The following is a 20799-nucleotide window of genomic DNA, read 5'->3' as shown; positions in this document are numbered from 1 at the left end:
AGAAACGGGTTCGTCGCATGGCGTCCCGGGTACGGACATGTGCGTCAGGCCGCGACGCCGCGCGTGCGGAACAGCGTGGAGATCAGATCGATCTGATCCAGTCGGTTGATCCACCATTTCGATGCGCGTCCGGTCTTGTCCTCACGCCAGCCGAGGTAGCAGGTTGTATGGTCCCGCACGCCGATTACGCGCCGCTCGACGAGCTTTCCCTGACGGATCGCCTCCTCGACGACGGGCGCGGGCAGCATGCCGACGGCCATGCCTTCGCAAAGGAGGTCGAGTTTGGCGGCCAGGGTCGGCACGATGATGACCGGTTGTCCGTCATGAATCGCCACCGATCGCGGCTCGAGGGCGCGCGACGTGTCGCTGATGACGACGCCGCGATGACTGGAAATGGTGTCGCTGTCGAGCGGTTGTTCGACGGCGGCGAGCGGGTGATGCGGCGCCACGACGAAAACATGGCGCAACAGGCCGATCGGCCTTGCCGCGATGTTCGGCGCGTGTGGCGGCTCTCCCGCGGCACCGATCGCGATATCCGCCCGGCCCGTCACGAGCGCGTCCCATACGCCGCCGAGCACTTCGGTCGATAGACGCAGCCGCGTGGTCAGCTTCATGTCATAAAAGGCGCGCACGTGCGGCCACAACGACGGGAGCGGCAGAATCTCGTCGAGGCATAGCCTGAGCTCGGCCTCCCAACCCGCGTGGACACCCCGGACTTTGTTTTCCAGCTCCCGCCCCGCCTGGAGCAGACGACGACCATCCTCTACGAGCAGCCGTCCCGCCTCGGTCAACTGCGCACGCCGCCCGCTGCGATCGAACAGGATGACGCCGAGATCGCTCTCTGCCTTTTGCACCAGGTAGGACAGTGCAGACGGTACGCGATGAATCAGCACGGCAGCTTCCGCGAACGTGCCCGCGCGGTCTATGGCATCGAGCGCCTCCAGAACTTCAAACGACAACTTCAAAACGATTACCTTTTAGATGGGCCGCTGATCTTCGACGCGGGGGCGGGGCGCAAATTGGAAGAGGTCAGGGTCGCGACCATGCCCGGGCGCGTGGGTCAGTGGCCGCGAGGGGGCGCCATTATGCAGCCGCGACGACGCTGTTCCTAATTGCGCCTAACTTCCCCACCTCAAAAAATCGACCGCCCCGAATACGTCGTCAACCACTCCAGCGCCAGCGTCCCCGCCAACGAGTTCCCATTCGCGTCGAGCCCCGGCGCCCACACGCACACGGCCATTTCGCCCGGCAGCACCGCGACGATCCCGCCGCCCACGCCGCTTTTCGCGGGCAGCCCCACGCGATAGACGAAGTCCCCTGCCGCATCGTAGGTGCCGCAGGTCAGCATCAGCGCCGACAGCCGCTTCGCCGAACTCGCATCGAGGATGCGCTCGCCGGTGACGGGCGCGACGCCGCCGTTCGCGAGAAACAGCGCGGCTTGCGCGAGCTCCACGCAGTTCATCGTGATCGCGCACTGGCGGCAGTACGCGTCGACCACTGTTTCCGGCGGCATCTGCATATTCCGGAAGCTCGCCATGAAATGCGCCATCGCGCGGTTGCGTTCTGCGTGTTGTAACTCCGACAGCGCGACGCGCGAATCGTAATCGATATCGTTGTTGCCGATCAGCCGTCGGACGAATTCAACGAGCGCCGTCTCGGCGCGCACGAAGCGGCGGCACAGCACGTCGGTGACGACCAGCGCCCCCGCGTTGATGAACGGGTTGCGCGGCTTGCCGCGTTCGCTTTCGAGCTGAACCAGCGAGTTGAACGCGGTGCCGGACGGCTCGCGGCCGACCCGTTCCCACAGCGCGTCGCCGAGCAGCTGGAACGCGAGCGTGCACGCGAACAGCTTCGAGATGCTCTGGATCGAGAAGCGCTCGTGCGCGTCGCCGATGGTGTAAACGTTTCCGTCGAGCGTCACGACGGCCATCCCGAACTTGTCGGCCGGCACCTTCGCGAGCTCGGGAATGTAGTCGGCGACGCGCCCCTGGCCGATCCAGGGGGCGAGTTCGGTATGGATGCGTTGGAGGATCGGCTGGTAGTTCATCACGTGAGGCAGGGCGGGCGCGGGGCCCGGTTTCCAGGGAGCCCGTATGGAACCGTTTCGGCGCCGGTTCGTCAAGCGCGGCAGCCATCGCACCCTTATTTGTCAGATCTCCAAACGGGCAATCGGCGGGCGCAGTATCATGCGGTACGTTTCGGCCGCCGGCCGGCAGCGGGCGCAAGCCTGTCGCCGCGGCGGTCCCCCCGTATGATCCGACCGTTGCCCATGTCTTTTCGCATCCTGCTCGTCGAAGACGACACCCGCCTGTCCACGCTGATCGCCGGCTACCTGCGCAAGAACGACTACGAAGTCGACACTGTGCTGCATGGTGACGCCGCCGTGCCGGCGATCCTGTCCATGCGCCCGGATCTCGTCATTCTCGACGTGAACCTGCCGGGCAAGGACGGCTTCGAGATCTGCCGCGAAGCGCGCAAGGAGTACGACGGCGTGATCATCATGGTGACGGCGCGCGACGAGCCGTTCGACGAACTGCTCGGCCTCGAATTCGGCGCCGACGACTACGTGCACAAGCCGGTCGAGCCGCGCATCCTGCTTGCGCGGATCAAGGCGCAGCTGCGCCGTGCCCCCGCGCGCGCGGCCGAGGGCCCCGCGGCGCAGCCGGAGCGCTACACGTTCGGCCAGTTCTCGATCGACCGCACCGACCGCTCGGTCGTGCTGCCCGGCGGCGGCTCGCCCGATCTCACGTCGGCGGAGTTCGACCTGCTGTGGGTGCTGGTGTGCCATGCGGGAGAGGTCGTCAGCCGCGACGACCTGATGCTGCAGCTGCGCGGCGTCGAGTTCGACGGCCTCGACCGCACGATCGACGGGCGCATCTCGAAGCTGCGCCGCAAGCTGCACGACGATGCGGGCAACCCGCAGCGGATCAAGACGATACGCAGCAAGGGTTACCAGTTCAGCAAGCATGCGTGGGAATGACGCCGCCCCGGCGCGGTGCCGCCGGCCGCAGTATCCCCACCTCGCACGATAGCCGGAAGCCGCGATGATCCGACGCACGCCTTCGCACCCCGATGCACCGCCGCTCTCGACGCTGCGCTACGTCAAATGGCGCTGGCTGCACTTCCGCCGCGCGTGGACCGACACGCGCGCCGACCGCATTCCGAGCTGGTCGCGCCTGTACGTGCGCACCTACCTGCATCTGCTCGGCCTCGTGCTGCTGACCGCGCTCGTGCCGGCGCTCGCGCTGGGCGTCGTGTTGTCGCCGGAAGTCGTGTGGCACGCGTTCGACGCGCTGCCGGGCGACATCTGGATCGTGCTCGCGTTCATATTCGCCGCGCCCGCGCTTGCCGCGTATCGATGGATGCGGCCGGTCTGGTCGGATCTGGTGATGGTGCGCGAGCGTGCGATCGACTTCACCGGCGGGCGCTTCAACACGCGCGCGCGGGAGTCGCACAGCGTGATCATCGGCCCGCTCGCGCGCACGCTGAATGCGCTCGCGATGCGCATGGAACGGCTGATCGCCGCGCAGCGCGACCTGACGAACGGGATCTCGCACGAGCTGCGCACGCCGCTCGCGCGCGTGCGCTTCGCGCTCGAGATGCTGCGCGAACCGGGCTCCGCCGCCGAATATCACGGTGCGCTGGAGAGCATCGCGCAGGACGTGACCGAGCTCGAGGAGCTGATCGACATGAGCCTCACGTATGCGCGGCTCGAATACAGCTCACTGCAGTCGAACATCGAGCTGACCGCGCCGGTCGCATGGTTCGAGCATCAGGTCAGCGATGCACAGCTGCTGTATCCGGAGCGCGCGATCGAGTCGCGCATCGCGATCGCGTCGGACCTGCGCGTAAAGATGGACCGGCGGCTGATGTCGTATGCGATGCGCAACCTGCTGCGCAATGCGAGCAAGTATGCGAACGCGCAGATCGTGGTCGGCATCTCGATCGAGCACGGCAACATCGCGATCTTCGTCGAGGACGACGGCCCGGGCGTGCCGGAAGACGAACGCGAGCGGATCTTCGACGCGTTCGTGCGCCTCGACCGCCGCACCGGCGGCTACGGGCTCGGCCTCGCGATCACGCGGCAGGTGCTCCATGCGCACAACGGCCGGATCGCGGTGGTCGATCCGGTCGAACTCGGCGGCGCGCGCTTCGAGATCAGCTGGCCGATCTGACGGCCCGGCCGCCGCGGCCGGGCAACGGGGTCGCCGCGCCGCCGCAGGTGCGTCGGCCGCGCCCGCCGCACGCCCCGGTCAGTACGTGCGGCCGAGCTGCAGGTAGATGTTGCGCCGCCCGCCCGGCGCGAGCGCGACACCCATGTACAGCGGACCGAACGCGGTCGACAGGCTCGTGAAGAACGTATAGCTCTGCTTGAGCGCGCCACCGCCCACCTGCACGCCGCTCGACCACACGTTGCCGACTTCCGCGCTGGCGCCCACCGACAGCGCCTTGATCGGCGACGCGTTGAACGTCGCCAACTGGTTCATGTAAGTCACGTTCGCGTACGCGAGTTCGTTGCCGGTCAACTGGTCGGCCGCATACGCGGCCAGATGCTGGAAGCCGCCGAGCGTGAAGTTGAACGCGTTGATCAGGTTGGTCCCGCCGATGCTCTTGCCGCCCTCGATCGTGGCGCTGACACTGTGCCGGCCGAACTGCTGCGCGATCATCGCCTTGCCGTAGATCTCGGTGTAAGGCGTGTTCGACGTATCGGCGAGGTTCGCCGCGGACTGGCTGTTGTGCGACCACAGCGAGCGTTCGACGCGGAATTCGCTGTAGTAGCCCCTGCGCGGGAACATCGGATCGTCGAGCTGATCGATGACGAGCCGCGCGCGCGCGGTCAGCGCCTGGGACGTGAAGCTCGGCCAGATCAGCGTCGAGCTGCCGTCATCGAACGAGAACGGCAGGTTGTAGTTCGGCGAGCCGTGCCCGGTCGCGTAGCCGATGCCCATCCGGAGGTCGCCGAGCCGGCCGATCGGCAGCCCGAAGTCGATCCCGGTGCGTGCCGTCTGCATCAGATACTGGTTCAGTTTCACCTCGCCGCTGTCGTCGTACAGGTTCACGTAGCGACGCTGATATTCCGCATAGGGCGAAATGTAGAAACCGTACGCGGCCGGCAACGGCTGGCGCAATTCGACGCGCGCCGACAGCAGGTCGCTGCCGATCGTCGTATCCGCGCGGAACTCGAGCCCCGATTCGGTGAGCCACGGCCGCCGGTAGCCGACGTGCAGGCGGAAGCCGCCTTCGTCGGTCGAACTGCTCGACATCCCGACGCCGAACAGCAGGAAATTCGGCCCCCAGTATTTCTCGCGCGCATCGACCACGAGCACGTTCTCGTCGCCGTGGCTCACGATCTGCTGCGTCACGCTCTCGAAATTGCCGCCGGTCGTCAGCCCGAGCAGGTCCTGGCTGACGGTCGCCGGATCGTAGGTGTCGCCCGGTTTCACGTGCAGCGCGTCGCTGACGACGCGCTTCGGGATGCCGCCGCTCGTCTTGATCTCGATGCGCGTGATGCGGATCGGCGGCGGCAGCGGCTGCGCATGGGCGGACCGGTAGGCCGCGTACTGTTCCGGCGTGAGCGCGAAGCGCTTGAGCCGCGGCAGCGCCGCGGTCGCGGCGGCCGCGCCGGCGGCGATTGCCTGCTTCGCGTTCTGGAAATCGGTGAACGCGAGCGCGCCGAGGTCGGGCGTGAGCAGCACGTCCTGCGCGGCGAGCTGCTGGCGCTGCGACGTCACGTTCTGGCGGATCAGGATGCCGACCATCTGCTGCATCACGTCGGCCGGCGACGCGAGCGCGTCGAGCGGACGCAGCGGCGAGCCGATGTCGACGGCGATCACGACCTTCGCCCCCATGCGCCGCGCGGTGTCGACCGGCAGGTTGCTGACGAGCCCGCCGTCGACGAGCGCGCGGCCGTTGATCTCGGCCGGCGCGAACAGGCCGGGCATCGCCATGCTCGCGCGGATGGCGAGCGGCAGCGACCCGTGGTCCAGCACCACCATCTGGCCCGTTTGCAGGTCGGTCGCGACCGCGCGATACGGGATCGGCAGCTGGTCGAACGGCTGGTTGGTCGGCACGGCGGCCGTCCAGTTCGCGAGCAGCGCCTGCAGCCGATTGCCCTGGACGAGGCCGACCGGCGCCTTCACGCCTTTCTTGCCGAAGCCGAGCGTCAGGCTGTTGATGTACAGGCGCTCGTCCTCGCGGCTGGTTTGCGGCAGGTCCGCGCGGTCGGTCACGTCGAAGGCGATGTCGGCCAGGTTCACCTCGGACAGCCGCTGTTGCATCTCGTCGGCGGCCATGCCGCTCGCATACAGGCCGCCGACCACGGCGCCCATGCTGGTGCCGGCGATGCAGTCGATGGGGATGCGGTTCTCCTCGAGCACCTTCAGCACGCCGAGGTGCGCGTAGCCGCGCGCGCCGCCGCCGGACAGCACGAGGCCGACCGGCGCCCGGCCTGCCGGGCCGCCGTCGGCGTTGCAGGTCGGCGCGGGCGTCGCGTTGGGTGCGGCGTTCGGTGCGGCGGCAGCGGCCACCGGCGCGGTGCGGGTGGCGGTGTCGGCGGCCGGCAAGGGCTGCGCGGCAACGGTGCAGCACCAGAGCGCAACGAGCGTTGCGCCGATCCGGCGCACCCCGAGCCAGCGGAGAGTAGCGGTCGCTGTCATGGTGGAATACCTGGCGTGATCGGGCGTGAAACGCCTGCCGGAAGCAGGCAAGACCGAGAGATTACCGTGTTTCACAAGCGCAACGCGAGCGGCCGATGCGTAGGCGCCGGCCTGCCGGAACGCGTTTTCGGCAATTTCGTCGCGAAATAATCATCGGAAGTGTCTAAAGTATCGGAACGATTTGCCGCTAAGTCCGGGATGGGGCGGTAAAGGCGCGCCGCACGGATGCGGCTGGTTTGTTCAATAAAGGCTTGATATGTCGACACCGCTGTTCGGAAAGTTGTTTGCGCAACCCGTTGCGATCGACCCTGGAACGGCGAGTACGCGGATTTATACGCATGAGCGCGGCGTGGTGCTGAACCAGCCGTCGGTCGTCTGCTTCCGCAAGGGCGGGGCGTCCGACGCGCGGCCGACCCTCGAGGCCGTCGGCGAGCTCGCGAAGGCGCTGCTCGGCCGCGAGCCAGGGCATCTGGAGGCCGTGCGGCCGATGCGACACGGCGTGATCGCCGATGCGCACGCCGCCGTGCAGATGATCCGCCGCTTCATCGACATGTCGCGCACGCGTTCGCGCTTCAGCCGCCGTGTCGAGGTCACGCTGTGCGTGCCGTCGGATGCGACGGCGGTCGAGCGCCGCGCGATCCGCGAGGCCGCGTTCGCGGCCGGTGTGTCGGAGGTCGAACTGATCGAGGAAGCGCTCGCGGCCGGGCTCGGCGCGGGGCTGCCGGTGACCGAGCCGGTCGGCTCGATGGTCATCGACATCGGCGCCGGGACGACCGAAGTCGCGGTGATCGCGCTCGGCGGAATCGTCTATCGCGAGTCGATCCGCGTCGGCGGCAACCAGTTCGACGCGGCGATCATCAACTACGTGCGCAACGTGTACGGCGTGCTGCTCGGCGAGCAGACGGCCGAGCGCGTGAAGAACACGATCGGCTCGGCCACCCGCGCCGTGCCGCGCACGTCGACCCGCGCGATCGGGCGCGGTATCGAGGACGGCCTGCCGCGCTCGATCGAGCTGTCCAACCACGACGTGGCGGACGCGCTGGCCGCGCCGCTCAAGCAGGTGATCGGCGCGGTGAAGTCGGTGCTGGAAAACGCGCCGGCGGAACTCGTGACCGACATCGCGCATCGCGGCGTGGTGCTGACGGGCGGCGGCGCGCTGCTCGCGGATCTCGAGCGCCTGCTGCGCGACGAGACGGGCCTGGTCGCCCGGATCGCCGACGACCCGGCCACCTGCGCGGTGCGTGGCGCGGGCGAGGCGATGGGGCGGCTAGCGATGTGCCCGGTGGATTGACGCCGGCCGCGCACACTCGTTGACGTTTCCTGAAAGTCTTTCGAACCCCGAAGCGCCCGCATGTCGCACGTCGTCCGGTTGCTCCGGATACGTTCGACGCGTCATGCCGGCCGCGTGACCTGGACATGCGCGAGCGCGGCGTGGCAGTATGCCGGGCCGCGTGCCGGACAAGCCGGCGGCGCGTTTCTCCAGGAGTTCGACACCATTGAAGCAGCGATTCAAGTGGGGCTGCATGGCCCGGATCGGCCGTGTGCTGGCCGCGTTCGCATGCCTGTGGATCGTCGCGGCGGTCGTGCTCGTCGGCGCGGGGATGCGGATGCCGAGCGAGCCGGCCGATGTCGCGGTGATCTTCGGCAATGCACTGGATGACCACGGCGCGCCGAAACCCGTGCTGGCCGCGCGGCTCGACGTCGGCGTGCGCTGCTATCGCGAAGGGCAGTGCCCGGCGTTCCTCGTCAGCGGCGCGATCGACGGCCCGGGGCTGAACGAGGCGACCGCGATGCGCGACTATCTGGTCGCGCACGGCGTGCCGGCCGACCGGATCGCCGTCGACGACCAGGGCGACAACACGCTCGCGACCGCGCAGCACACGCGGGCGTACCTGCAGGCGCACCGGCTGTCGCGCGTGCTGATCATCAGTCAGTACTACCACCTCGCGCGGGCGCGCCTCGCGTTCGAGCGGGTCGGCATCTCCGGCGCGAACATCTCCGCCGCGTATCCGCACCACTTCCAGTTGCGCGATATCTATTCGAGCTGGCGGGAAGTGCCGGCGTATGCGGTCTATGTGCTGCGTCTGTGGCTCAATCCCGATGCACGGCCCGTATCGTTCCGGCCGATGCTTTATCTGATGAGCCTGTTTTCGTAACACGGCCCCGCGCGGTGTCTGCCGCGCGCGTGCCGCGTTTCGATTTTCAGCACGGTCGCCTTTTTCGTTTCCGATTTTCACGCTAATCACGCCGCCGATTCACGCCGAATCCGGTGCGCTATCCCATTGATGGAATCGGTACCGCCGTCGCCGGATGATTAATGGCGAACGAGTCGCGGAATTCAAGCGACGCCGGATTCGAAAGCGATTTGCAGGATGTTGAAAATTCGCTTTTGGTTCGGCGAATCAACGCGCTCTGCGATTTTTCCGGCCCGTCGGGGTGAGCGCGGATATATCCCTGGCGCAAATTCCATTCCAAATCCCGGATGCGCGTATCGGTGTTTCCACTGAGTGCGCGGCCCGGAACGCCTTGCCACGCCTTGCGCGGAATTACCGGAACGCTTCAGTAGTTCTATTCTCGGCCCGCCAGCACCAGTAAAAAGTGCATATTCGATTGATCTTGATCAAATAGTAAAACATCGACTGGAAAACCCTTTTTGTTTGATATAGCCTTGTCTGACAAAAGCGGGGCGGTAATCAAATCAACCAGAAAGTCGCTGCATAAAAACAGGGGGCACGGGTCATGTCATTCGGCTAGTTTTGCATTCGCAAACGAGAATCGATTAACCAGCAGTTCATCCACGAATAAACCGACGTCGTTCCGCGACTGCCGGCGGGGACGCTTTCGTCCCGGATCTTCCGCCGTGGCCGGTCCGATTCAGCGGTCAAGCTGATGCCGAGGGGAAGCATGAATATTGCGCATTCGAAAAAGAGCGGCGAGTCGTTTCCGAGGTTCCTGTTGCCGACCGGCGTTTTCCTCGCCTTGTCGGGTGCAGGCATCGTTTCCGCCTATGCGACCTGCTCGACGGCAGGCACGACGGTGACCTGTTCGGGTGTCGCGAATCCGCTGGCGCCGAGCTATTCGAATAGCGCGAACAACCTGAACGTCACAGTGAACCCCGGCGCGAGCGTCGGCGTGCTGCTCGGCGTGGGCGGCACCGCGATGTCGCTGACCGGCAGCAACAACACGCTGACCAACAACGGCACGATCGATCCGTCCGTGCTCGGCTCGGGCCTCGGCGTGCTGTCGAGCGGCGCGGTGGTCGGCAATGCGGCGGCGAGCACCACGACCGTGACCAACAACGGCACGATGAACGGCTCGACCGGTGTCGCGGTCAGCGGCGTGACGGGCATGGCGCTGTCGGTGCAGAACGGCACGGGCGGCACGTCGTGGATCACCAACACCGGCACGATGGGCACGACCGCGCTGGCCGGCGCGACGCTCATCGGCGCGGATGCGCCCGTGGTCGCCGCATACGGCGGCGGCACGGTCAACATGACGAACAGCGGGACGATCACCGGCCGCGTGTCGCTCGGATCGAACGGCACGCCCGGGCTCGGCAATACGTTTACCAACTCGGGCACGATCAACGGCAGCGTGTCGATGGGCGCGAACAGCGCCAACACGTTCACTGCCGTGACGGGCTCGTCGGTCAACACGGCGGGCGGCACGGGCGGCGCGTTCAACATCACGGTCGGGCCGGTCACGCTCGGCGTCGCGGCGACCGGCACCGTCGACGGCGGCGCCGGCGGCAACAACACGCTGGTGCTGCAGCAAGGCGTGTCGGCCAACGGCACCATCGCGGCCAACAACTACATCAACTTCAATCATCTCGACGTCACGAGCGGTAACTGGACGATCAACGGCGCGTCGACCGCGCAGGACGCGACGCTGGCGGGCGGCGTCGCGATCATCGGCGACAACGCGTCGCTCGGCACGGGCACGATCACGGCCACCGGCGGTGCGCTGCAGGCCGGCACCGCCGGGCTCGACGTCAGCAACAACGTGAATCTCGGCGCGGGCGGGCTGACGGTGCAGGGCGCCACAGGCCTCTCGCTGTCGGGCACGGTGACGGGCGCGGGCGCGCTGACGAAGAACGACGGCGGCATCCTGACGCTGTCGGGCGCGAACAGCTATACCGGCGGCACGAACCTGAACGCCGGCGGCCTCGTGGTCGGCAACAACGACGCGCTCGGCACCGGTGCGCTGAACGTCAACGCGTCGGCGTCGCTCGATACGAGCACGAACGTGACGCTCGGCAACGCGGTCAATCTCGCGACGGGCGCGACGCTGGCGCTGGGCGGCAGCAACGATCTCGGCCTGGCCGGCACGATCGGCGGCGCCGGCGGGCTCGTGAAGAACGGCACGGCCATCGCAACGCTGACCGGTACGAACACGTACACCGGCGACACGACGATCAACAGCGGCACGCTGGCGCTCGGCGCGGGCGGCAGCCTCGCGTCCACGGGCACGGTCAACCTCACCGGCGCGGGGGCGACGTTCGACCTGGCCGGCGCGACGGGCACGCAGACGATCGGTTCGCTCGCCGGGGCAGCCGGCACGAACGTGAACCTCGGCGGCAATTCGCTGACGCTCGACGGCAGCGCGAATACGACCTACGCCGGCACGATCGCCGGCACGGGCGGCTTGACGCTGTCGGGCACCGGCACGCAGGCGCTGACCGGCGCGAACATCTATACGGGCGACACGAACCTGAACGGCGGCAACGTCGTCGTCGGCAGCAATACGGCGCTGGGCTTCGGCGCGATCAACGTCAACGGCTCGTCGACGCTCGATGCGAGCACCAACGTGTCGCTGGCGAACGGCGTCAACCTCGCCACCGGCACGACGCTCACGGTCGGCGGCAGCACCGATCTCGGGCTGAGCGGCACGATCGCCGGCGCGGGCGGGCTGGTGAAGAACGGTGCGGCGGCGCTGACGCTGACGGGCGCGAACAGTTATACGGGCGGCACGACGCTGAACGCCGGCGGCCTCGTGCTCGGCAACGACGCGGCGCTGGGCTCCGGCGCGCTGAGCGTCGGCGGCGCGGCGACGCTCGATACGACCACGAGCCTGTCGGTCGCCAACGCGATCGATATCGGCACCAGCGCGACGCTGACGCTCGGCGGCAGCAACGCACTCGGGCTGAGCGGCGCGATCACAGGCGCGGGCGCGCTCGTGAAGGACGGCGCGGCGACCGCGACGCTGACGGGCACGAACACCTACACGGGCGGCACGACGATCAACGCCGGCACGCTGGCGATCGGCGCGGGCGGCAGCCTGTCGTCCACGGGTACGGTGAACCTGGCCAATGCGGGCGCAGCATTCGACATCGCCGCGGGCGGCGCACAGTCGATCGGCGCGCTGTCGGGCGCGGCCGGCACGAGCGTGAACCTGGGCGCAAACGCGCTGACGCTGGGCGGGAGCGCGAGCGGCACGTTCGGCGGCACGATCGGCGGCACGGGCAGCCTGACGCTGAACGGGACCGGCACGCAGACGCTGAACGGCGTGAATACCTATACAGGCGGCACGAACCTGAACAGCGGCAGCCTCGTGCTCGGCAACAACGCGGCGCTCGGCAGTGGCGCGTTGAATGTCGGCGGCGCGGCGACGCTCGATACGAACACGAACCTGTCGGTCACCAACGCGATCGATCTCGGCACGGGCGCGACGCTGACGCTCGGCGGCAGCAACACGCTCGGGCTGAGCGGTGCGATCTCCGGGGCCGGTGCGCTCGTGAAGGACGGCGCGACGACGACCACGCTGACGGGGACGAATACCTATACCGGCGGCACCACGATCAACGCCGGCACGCTGGCGGTCGGCGCGGGCGGCAGCTTCGCAACGACCGGCACGATGAATCTCGCGAGCGCGGGCGCGACGCTCGACCTGAGCGGCGCGTCGGGTGCGCAGTCGCTCGGCGCGCTGTCCGGCGTCGCGGGGACGAGCATCGATCTGGGCGCAAACGCGCTGACGCTGGGCGGGACGGCAAGCGGCACGTTCGGCGGCACGATCGGCGGCACCGGCAGCCTCACGCTGAACGGCACCGGCACGCAGACGCTGAACGGCGCGAGCACCTATTCGGGCGGCACGAACCTGAACAGCGGCGGCCTCGTGCTCGGCAACAACGCGGCGCTGGGCTCCGGCGCATTGAATGTCGGCGGCGCGGCGACGCTCGATACGAACACGAACCTGTCGGTCGCCAACGCGATCGATCTCGGCACGGGCGCGACGCTGACGCTCGGCGGCAGCAACACGCTCGGGCTGAGCGGCGCGATCTCCGGCGCAGGCGCGCTCGTGAAGGACGGCGCGGCGACGACCACGCTGACGGGCACGAATACCTATACCGGCGGCACCACGATCAACGCCGGCACGCTGGCGGTCGGCGCGGGCGGCAGCTTCGCATCGACCGGCACGATGAATCTCGCGGGTGCAGGCGCGACGCTCGACCTCAGCGGCGCATCGGGCGGGCAGACGCTCGGTGCGCTGTCGGGCGTGGCCGGCACCAATGTGAGCCTGGGCGCGAATGCGCTGACGCTGGGCGGCACCGCGAGCGGCACGTTCGGCGGCGTCATCGGCGGCACCGGCGGCCTGACGCTGGCGGGCACCGGCACGCAGACGCTGACGGGCGCGAACACGTACACGGGCGGCACGACGATCAACGGCGGCAGCACGCTCGCGCTCGGCGCGGGCGGCAGTCTCGCGTCGACGGGCACGGTGAATCTGGCTGGCGCGGGCGCGACGTTCGACCTGGGCGGTGCGTCGGGCGCGCAGACGATCGGCGCGCTGACCGGCGCGACCGGCTCGACCGTGAACCTCGGCGCGAATGCGCTGACGCTGAGCGGCAGCGGCAACAACACGTTCGGCGGCGCGATCGGCGGCACCGGCAGCCTGACGCTGGCCGGTGCCGGCACGCAGACGCTGACGGGCGCGAACACCTATACCGGCGGCACGACCATCAACGGCGGCAGCACGCTTGCGCTCGTTTCGGGCGGCAGCCTCGCATCGACCGGCGCGGTGAACCTGGCCGGCACGGGCGCGACGTTCGACGTGAGCGGCGCAGCGGGCGCCGAGACGATCGGCGCGCTGTCGGGCGCGGCGGGCACGACCGTGAACCTCGGCGCGAACGCGCTGACGCTGAACGGCAGCGGCGCCAGTACGTTCGGCGGGACGATCGGCGGCACCGGTGCCGTGACGGTCGCGGGCACCGGCACGCAGACGCTCACGGGCACGAACACGTACACCGGCGGCACGACGATCAACGGCGGCAGCACGCTTGCGCTCGGTTCGGGCGGCAGCCTCGCCTCGGGCAGCACGGTGAACCTCGCGGGCACGGGCGCGACGTTCGACCTGAGCGGCGCGTCGGGCACGCAGACGCTCGGCACGCTGACCGGCACGGCCGGCTCGAACGTGAACCTCGGCGCGAACGCGCTGACGCTGAACGGCAGCGGCAACGGCACGTTTGGCGGCGCGATCGGCGGCACCGGCGCCCTGACGCTCGCGGGCACCGGCACGCAGACGCTGACAGGCGCGAACACGTACACCGGCGGCACGACGATCAACGGCGGCAGCACGCTTGCGCTGGGCTCGGGCGGGAGCCTCGCGTCGACGGGCACGGTGAATCTCGCCGGGTCGGGCGCGACGTTCGACGTGAGCGGTGCGGCGGGCACCGAGACGATCGGCGCGCTGTCGGGCGTGGCGGGCACGAACGTGAACCTCGGCGCGAATGCGCTGACGCTGAACGGCAGCGGCGCCAGTACGTTCGGCGGGACGATCGGCGGCACCGGCGCCGTGACGGTCGCGGGCACCGGCACGCAGACGCTGACGGGCGCGAACACGTACACCGGCGGCACGACGATCAACGGCGGCAGCACGCTTGCGCTCGGCACGGGCGGCAGCCTCGCGTCGACGGGCGCGGTGAATCTCGCCGGCACCGGCGCGACGTTCGACGTGAGCGGCGCAGCGGGCACGCAGACGATCGGCACGTTGTCCGGGGCGGCCGGCAGCACCGTGAACCTCGGCACGAACGCGCTGGCGCTGAATGGCAGCACCAACGGCACGTTCGACGGCGTCATCGGCGGCACCGGCGGCGTGACGGTCGCGGGCACCGGCATCCAGACGCTGACCGGCAGCAACACGTACACGGGCGGCACGACGATCGCGGCGGGCGGCACGCTGCAGCTCGGCAACGGCGGCACGTCGGGCAGCGTGGTCGGCAATGTCGTCGACAACGGCGCACTGATCGTCAACCAGTCCGGCAGCGTGACGCTCGCGAACGTGCTGTCCGGCACCGGTTCGCTGACCCAGGCCGGCAGCGGCGCCCTGACGCTGACGGGCACCAATACGCTGAGCGGCCCGACGACCGTCGCCGCGGGCACGCTCGACGTCGCCGGTTCGCTCGCCCAGTCGGCCGTGACCGTGCAGAACGGCGCGACGCTGACGGGCACAGGCACGGTCGGCGGCGTCGTGGTCCAGAGCGGCGGGATCGCGGCCGCGTCGCAACCGGGCGCGGCGCTGAACGTCGCCGGCAACGTCACGTTCCAGCCGGGCTCGACGCTGCAGGTCGCGGTTACGCCGCAGCAAAGCGGCAGCATTGCCGCGGGTGGCACGGCGACGCTGAACGGCGGCACCGTGCAGGTGCTCGCGAACCAGGCCAGCTACCAGCCGAGCACGACGTACACGATCCTCAGCGCATCGTCGGGCGTGCAGGGCGCGTTCAGCCAGGTGAATTCGAACTACGCGTTCCTGATGCCGACGCTCAGCTACGATCCGAACCACGTATACCTGCGGCTCGTGACGAACGGCACGGCGCTGCCCGACTTCGCGACGACGCCGAACCAGCGCTCGGTCGCCACCGCGATCGGTGCGCTCGGCGCGGGCAACACGCTGTACGACAAGGTGCTGACGACCGATGCGGCCACCGCGCGCCAGGCGTACTCGGTGCTCGACGGCGAACTGCAGGCGAGCCTGAAGAGCATGCTGCTGCTTGACAGCCGCTATGTGCGCGATGCCGTGACCGATCGCGTGCGCCAGGGTCTCGCGCCCGGATCGGGGCCGCTCGCGGCGCTGTCGTCGGGCGGGGCCGCGCTGTGCGGCGACAACACGGCCGGCGTGACCGACCCGACGCTCGCGCCGGAGCGCCGGATCGGCTCGCGCGAGGGCTGCTACGGCGGCACGCCTTACCAGCCGGTGGTCTGGGGACAGGCGTTCGGTGGCCGCAGCCGGCTCGCGGGCGACGGCAACGCGTCGACGATCAACCGCAGCATGACCGGCTTCATCGCCGGTGCCGACATGGCGCTCAACGACAAGTGGCGTGCCGGTCTGGCCGCAGGCGTCACGCACAGCTCGCTCGACAACGACCAGAGTTCGTCGGCGGCGGTCAACAGCTACTACCTGTCGCTGTACGGCGGTGCGCAGTACGGCGCGCTCGGCGTGCGCGGCGGCGCGTCGTACACGTGGTACCGGATCAACACCGACCGCTATCCGGGCTTCGCGGGCTTCTCGGACCACAATTCGGCCGGCTACAACGCGCATTCGGCGCAGGTGTTCGGCGAAGTCGGCTACGCGCTGCCGCTCGGGCCGGTCGCGCTCGAACCGTTCGCGGGTCTGGCCTACGTGAACCTGCATACCGACGGCTATACCGAAAGCGGTGGTGCGGCGGCGCTGCAGGCAGGCGGCCAGACGACCCACATCGGGTTCTCGACGCTCGGCCTGCGTGCCGCGTCGCAGCTCGGCTCGATCGCGAGCGGCACGTTCACCGCGCGCGGCACGGTCGGCTGGCGGCATGCGTTCGGCAACGTGCGGCCGTCGTCGGCGTTCACGTTCGCGAACGGCGGCACGTCGTTCCAGGTATCGGGCGTGCCGATTGCTCGCGACAGCGCGGTGCTCGAGGCCGGCATCGACGCGAACATCACGAAGCGCCTGACGCTCGGCCTCACGTTCAGCGGCCAGTACGGCAGCGGCGTGCGCGACAACGCGGTGCTCGGCAACATCCTGTGGAAGTTCTGACCGGCGTGTGACATGCCTGTGCGCGACGCCATGCGGCGACGGTAACGTCGCATGGCGCCGCGTCTTTTTCGTCGCTGCGCGCTTTCCCCGTTCTGGCCTATCCTGTGCGAAACACGCGACGCGCGCCGCGCGTTGCGCCTCGACACAGGAGCATCGATGCCGAATCACGCCGAAGCCACCACGACGCAGGCGCCGCAAGTCGCGCCGCTTCCTCCGACCCAAGCGTCCGGCCCCGCATTCATCGCGCCCGAAGCCGATCCGCAGGCGCTCGCGCGCAACAACCAGTACGTGCTCAAATCCGGCGACGCGTTCGTGGTCGGCGACGCGCTCGGCGACATCAGCGGGCGCGACGACGGCCTGTACGTCGACGACATGCGCGTGCTGTCGACCTGGCGCCTGACCTTCGGCGGCCGCGCGCCGTCGCTGCTGTCGGGCGCGACGAGCGCGGACAACGCGTCGTTTACCGCGCACCTGACGAACCGGCCGCTGCCGCCGCTCGGCGGCAAGGAGACGCCCGAGGGCGTGATCCACATCGAACGCACGCGCGTGCTCGCGGGCGACGTGCTGTACGAAGCGCTGACGCTGACGAACTATGGCGCGAGCGAGGCCGAAGTGCCGCTGTCGCTGTCGTTCGCGGCGGATTTCAAGGACATGTTCGAAGTGCGCGGCACGCTGCGCCCGAAGCGCGGCACGGTGGGCGCGCCGCGCGTCGACGCAGGCGCGGTGCGGCTGCGCTACGACGGCCTCGACAAAGTCGAGCGCAACGTGACCGTGCATTTCTCGCCGGCGCCGGACGCGCTGTCGGTCGATCGTGCCGACTACACGCTGACGATCGCCGCGCAGGCATGCGTGTCGATCTACCTGACCGTCGACGCGACGCTCGATTCGGCGCACCACGCCGCGGACCCGGGATGCGGGCGTGTCGCGCTGCGCACCGCGCTCGTCGGCGTGCATCGCGAGATGCGTTCGCGACGCGAGTCGATGGCGCGCGTGCACACCGGCAATCCGCTGTTCGACGCGTGGCTCGACCGGTCGCTCGCGGATCTCGGGCTGCTCACGACGCAGCTCGATACCGGGCCGTATCCGTATGCGGGCATTCCGTGGTTCTCGACCCCGTTCGGCCGCGACGCGGTGATCACGTCGCTGCAGATGCTGTGGCTGCAACCGTCGCTCGCGCGCGGCGTGCTGCGCTTTCTCGCCGCGCATCAGGCGCGCGAGACTTCCGCGTTCCGCGACGCCGAGCCCGGCAAGATCATGCACGAGTTCCGCCGCAGCGAGATGGCCGCGACGGGCGAGGTGCCGTTCGCGCTGTATTACGGCGGCGTCGACACGACCCCGCTGTTCATCGTGCTCGCGGGCGCGTACGTCGAACATACCGGCGACGATGCGCTGATCGACGAGCTGTGGCCCGCGCTCGAGCGTGCCGCGCAATGGGTGATCGACAAGTGCGACCGCAATCCGTACGGGCTGCTCGACTACCAGCGCACGTCGGAGCGCGGCCTCGCGAACCAGGGCTGGAAGGACAGTCACGACTCGGTGTTCCACGCGGACGGCCGCTTCCCGGACGGCCCGATCGCGCTCGTCGAAGTGCAGGCGTATGCGTGCGCGGCGCTCGACGCGATGTCGATGTGCTCGCGCCGGCGCGGGCACGCGGCCGATGCGACGCGCTATGCGCTGCGCGCGAAGGCGCTGCGCGACCAGGTCGACGCGCTCTTCTGGATGCCGGACAACCAGTTCTACGGGATCGCGCTCGACGGTCACGGCGATCTGTGCCGCGTGCTCGCATCGAACGCGGGCCAGCTGCTCGCGTTCGGGCTGCCCGACGCGCAGCGCGGCGCGGCGGTCGCGAGCGTGCTCGGCTCGACGCTGTTCCAGACGGGCTGGGGCATCCGCACGCTCGCGGCCGGCCAGCCTCGCTTCAACCCGATGGCCTATCACAACGGGTCGGTGTGGCCGCACGACAATGCGCTGATCGCGCGCGGGCTCGCGCGCTACGGCGACAAGACGGCCGCGGTGAACCTGCTGCGCGCGCTGTTCGAGGCGGCCGTCAGCTTCGAGATGCGGCTGCCGGAGCTGTTCTGCGGGTTCCCGCGCCGGCGCGGCGAGCCGCCGACGGCCTATCCGGTCGCGTGCCTGCCGCAGGCGTGGGCGGCCGGTGCGCCGTTCATGATGCTGCAGGCGTGTCTGGGCGTGAGCGTCGACGCGGCGCGCCACGAGGTGCGGGTCGAGCGCCCGACGCTGCCTGAAGGCGTCGACTGGCTGCGCATCGACGACCTGCGCGTCGGCGACGAAACCGTCTCGCTGACGTTCCGTCGCGTCGATGGCCAGGTGGTCGCGGCGGCGGCGCAGCCGGGTCGCGTGAAGGTGGTCGCGCTGCTGTAGCGCAGGCGTGCGCGAAGGTTGCGCGATGTCGCGCCACGTTCGCGCGCAGCGGCATAGAATCGTGACATGACCCTTGAACGATGGCGGAGGCAATGACGATGACGACCGACAATCGGCCCGACGACGGCGAGCAGAAGCTCGAGAATCTGGAAGCGGCGGTCGACCACCTGCACAAGTCGATCGAGTCGCAGAGCATCGCGGCGGGGGCGGCGAAGGGCATCCTGTTCAGCCTGATCGAAACGCTCGGCGCGCTGATCGGCGATCCCGACCTGCCCGAACATGCGCGCTCGGGCTACGAGGCGCTGCGCGACAAGGCGAGCGAATTGCGCAGCGGCCTCGACCGGCACTGACGAACCGGCAGCACCGGCGCCGGCCGCCCGGCCCGCGCCGGTGCTGCCCAATCCTGCGCGGCGCGCACAAAACCCCGTGCGCTCAATGAGTTAGCCATCTGGTGTGCAGGATATCCACAAGCTTGCCAACACAATCTGTGGAGAACCCGGCCACTCCCGATTCGGACGCCCGGCACACGCGGCGAGATCGCAAACGATGCCGCGTCGTTGACCTGCCGGGCCCGATCTACTGAATCCCCTTTTGTATCAGGATGTTACGTGTCACATCGGGGGAATATCCACAGGCTTGCCAACAAAATCTGTGGATAAGTCTCACCTGATTGCTTCCTGATGGTTGACGATCCCGCGGGCGGCGGCCGGTGCGCCGAACCCCGTGCGCACGGGCTGCCCGATGTGCGCATCGGCGCCGTAAATCGTGCGCGATCAACGAGTTAGGCCCCGGGTACCCAGGATATCCACATCCTTGCCAACAAAATCTGTGGACAAGCCCGGCCCGTCATTCAACCGGTGCCGCGCCGGCCGCTTCCGCAACGATCCAGTCGCGAAACAGCGTCATCGCCGGCGTGAGCGGCTTCGACTTCAGCGACGTGAGCCAGTAGCCGCCCGCGCGCACGTCGATGTCGAGCGGCCGCGCGAGCAGGCCTAGCTGCAGTTCGCGCGCGAACATGCAGGCCGGTGCGAGCGCGATGCCCGCGCCTTGCATCGCCGCCTCGACCATCAGCCGTGACGAATCGAACACCGGCCCGTTGACCGACCACGGTTCGAGCTGCGCGGCGTCGAACCAGCCGAGCCATTCGTCGGTGCGGTACGAGCGCAGCAGCGTTTCGTTCGCGAGATCGGCCGGCGCCGCGAGGCGCCGCGCGATCTCCGGCGCGCACAGCGCGGTGAGCGGCGCGTCAAGCAGCCGCTCGTTGCGCGTCGCCGGCCAGTTGCCTTCACCGAAGCGGATCGCGAAATCGAGGCCCTCGGCCGCGAGGTCGACGACGTTGTTGTTGGTCCGCAGCCGCAGCTCGACGAACGGGTGCGTGTCGCCGAAGCGCTTCAACCGTGGCATTAGCCAACCTATGGCAAAGGTGCCGACCGCGCCGAGCGTGAGCACCTCGTGGAAGCGCCCGCCGTCGAACTGCTTGAGCACGGTTTCGATCCGGCTGAAGGCGTCGCTGAGCACCGGCAGCAGCGCGCGTCCTTCGTCGGTGAGCCCGAGGCCGCGCGGCAGACGGGTGAACAGCGCGCAGCCGAGCCGTTCCTCCAGCGAGCGCACCTGCTGGCTCACGGCCGCCTGCGTCACGCTCAGCTCGAGGCCGGCGCGCGTGAAGTTCAGGTGGCGCGCCGACGATTCGAACGCGCGCAATGCATTCAGTGGAAGGTGAGGGCGGAGCTTAGTCATAAGAATTTCTTGGGGCAGC

General features: G+C 68.9%; 11 protein-coding genes. 7 read left to right on the top strand and 4 right to left on the bottom strand.

Annotation, left to right across the window (positions count from 1 at the left end; all coding sequences use genetic code 11):
- Positions 1 to 44: 44 nt before the first annotated feature.
- Both ACP26O_RS19385 and ACP26O_RS19380 read right to left on the bottom strand, forming a co-directional pair.
- The gene (locus tag ACP26O_RS19385; protein ID WP_175663420.1) at positions 45 to 965 is read right to left on the bottom strand and encodes a LysR family transcriptional regulator; all 921 of its coding nucleotides are present in this window, start codon (positions 963 to 965) and stop codon (positions 45 to 47) included.
- A 167-nt stretch (positions 966 to 1132) separates the two neighbouring features.
- Positions 1133 to 2047 carry a glutaminase gene (locus tag ACP26O_RS19380; RefSeq protein ID WP_175663421.1) on the bottom strand — a complete coding sequence of 305 codons (915 nt, stop codon included), beginning with the start codon at positions 2045 to 2047 and terminating at the stop codon, positions 1133 to 1135.
- 222 nt (positions 2048 to 2269) lie between these two features.
- Between ACP26O_RS19380 and ACP26O_RS19375 the strand changes: the two genes are divergently transcribed.
- On the top strand, positions 2270 to 2980 hold the full coding sequence (locus tag ACP26O_RS19375; protein ID WP_006752985.1) for a response regulator: 711 nt from the start codon (positions 2270 to 2272) through the stop codon (positions 2978 to 2980).
- Between the two features lie 64 nt (positions 2981 to 3044).
- Positions 3045 to 4175: an ATP-binding protein gene (locus ACP26O_RS19370; protein ID WP_165753543.1), complete on the top strand. Its 1131-nt coding sequence runs from the start codon at positions 3045 to 3047 to the stop codon at positions 4173 to 4175.
- Positions 4176 to 4253: 78 nt separating this feature from the next.
- On the opposite strand, the gene ACP26O_RS19365 is transcribed toward ACP26O_RS19370, so the two are convergent.
- Positions 4254 to 6656 carry a patatin-like phospholipase family protein gene (locus tag ACP26O_RS19365; protein WP_175663422.1) on the bottom strand — a complete coding sequence of 801 codons (2403 nt, stop codon included), beginning with the start codon at positions 6654 to 6656 and terminating at the stop codon, positions 4254 to 4256.
- A gap of 256 nt (positions 6657 to 6912) precedes the next feature.
- Between ACP26O_RS19365 and ACP26O_RS19360 the strand changes: the two genes are divergently transcribed.
- The 5 genes from ACP26O_RS19360 to ACP26O_RS19340 all read left to right on the top strand — a co-directional run bounded on the left by ACP26O_RS19360 (position 6913) and on the right by ACP26O_RS19340 (position 19393).
- Positions 6913 to 7947, top strand: coding sequence for a rod shape-determining protein (locus ACP26O_RS19360; RefSeq protein WP_165753541.1), 1035 nt, complete (start codon positions 6913 to 6915; stop codon positions 7945 to 7947).
- A gap of 205 nt (positions 7948 to 8152) precedes the next feature.
- Positions 8153 to 8812, top strand: coding sequence for a YdcF family protein (locus ACP26O_RS19355; protein ID WP_175663423.1), 660 nt, complete (start codon positions 8153 to 8155; stop codon positions 8810 to 8812).
- A 748-nt stretch (positions 8813 to 9560) separates the two neighbouring features.
- A complete protein-coding gene (locus ACP26O_RS19350) occupies positions 9561 to 16661 on the top strand; it encodes an autotransporter-associated beta strand repeat-containing protein (RefSeq protein ID WP_175701124.1) in 7101 nt (2366 codons plus the stop codon).
- Between the two features lie 156 nt (positions 16662 to 16817).
- Positions 16818 to 19043, top strand: coding sequence for an amylo-alpha-1,6-glucosidase (locus ACP26O_RS19345; protein WP_175663425.1), 2226 nt, complete (start codon positions 16818 to 16820; stop codon positions 19041 to 19043).
- Between the two features lie 98 nt (positions 19044 to 19141).
- On the top strand, positions 19142 to 19393 hold the full coding sequence (locus ACP26O_RS19340; RefSeq protein WP_011659343.1) for a hypothetical protein: 252 nt from the start codon (positions 19142 to 19144) through the stop codon (positions 19391 to 19393).
- Between the two features lie 496 nt (positions 19394 to 19889).
- Here ACP26O_RS19340 and penR read toward each other — a convergent pair whose 3' ends face one another.
- On the bottom strand, positions 19890 to 20780 hold the full coding sequence (gene penR, locus ACP26O_RS19335) for a beta-lactamase transcriptional regulator PenR (RefSeq protein WP_006758175.1): 891 nt from the start codon (positions 20778 to 20780) through the stop codon (positions 19890 to 19892).
- Positions 20781 to 20799 lie beyond the last annotated feature (19 nt).

It is taken from the genome of Burkholderia sp. R-40, from assembly GCF_049942845.1.
GTDB classification, from domain to species: Bacteria; Pseudomonadota; Gammaproteobacteria; order Burkholderiales; family Burkholderiaceae; genus Burkholderia; species Burkholderia ambifaria.
The sequence above is the reverse complement of the archived record's forward strand: the minus strand, read 5'-3'. Positions and strand labels throughout refer to the sequence as shown.

What these genes read in the sequence shown, in the direction of transcription:
- ACP26O_RS19370 (WP_165753543.1), top strand. Translation starts at nt 3,045, where the DNA reads ATGATCCGACGCACGCCTTCGCACCCCGATGCACCGCCGCTCTCGACG.
- ACP26O_RS19375 (WP_006752985.1), top strand. Translation starts at nt 2,270, where the DNA reads ATGTCTTTTCGCATCCTGCTCGTCGAAGACGACACCCGCCTGTCCACG.
- ACP26O_RS19360 (WP_165753541.1), top strand. Translation starts at nt 6,913, where the DNA reads ATGTCGACACCGCTGTTCGGAAAGTTGTTTGCGCAACCCGTTGCGATC.
- ACP26O_RS19380 (WP_175663421.1), bottom strand. Translation starts at nt 2,047, where the DNA reads ATGAACTACCAGCCGATCCTCCAACGCATCCATACCGAACTCGCCCCC.
- ACP26O_RS19365 (WP_175663422.1), bottom strand. Translation starts at nt 6,656, where the DNA reads ATGACAGCGACCGCTACTCTCCGCTGGCTCGGGGTGCGCCGGATCGGC.
- ACP26O_RS19340 (WP_011659343.1), top strand. Translation starts at nt 19,142, where the DNA reads ATGACGACCGACAATCGGCCCGACGACGGCGAGCAGAAGCTCGAGAAT.
- penR (WP_006758175.1), bottom strand. Translation starts at nt 20,780, where the DNA reads ATGACTAAGCTCCGCCCTCACCTTCCACTGAATGCATTGCGCGCGTTC.
- ACP26O_RS19345 (WP_175663425.1), top strand. Translation starts at nt 16,818, where the DNA reads ATGCCGAATCACGCCGAAGCCACCACGACGCAGGCGCCGCAAGTCGCG.
- ACP26O_RS19350 (WP_175701124.1), top strand. Translation starts at nt 9,561, where the DNA reads ATGAATATTGCGCATTCGAAAAAGAGCGGCGAGTCGTTTCCGAGGTTC.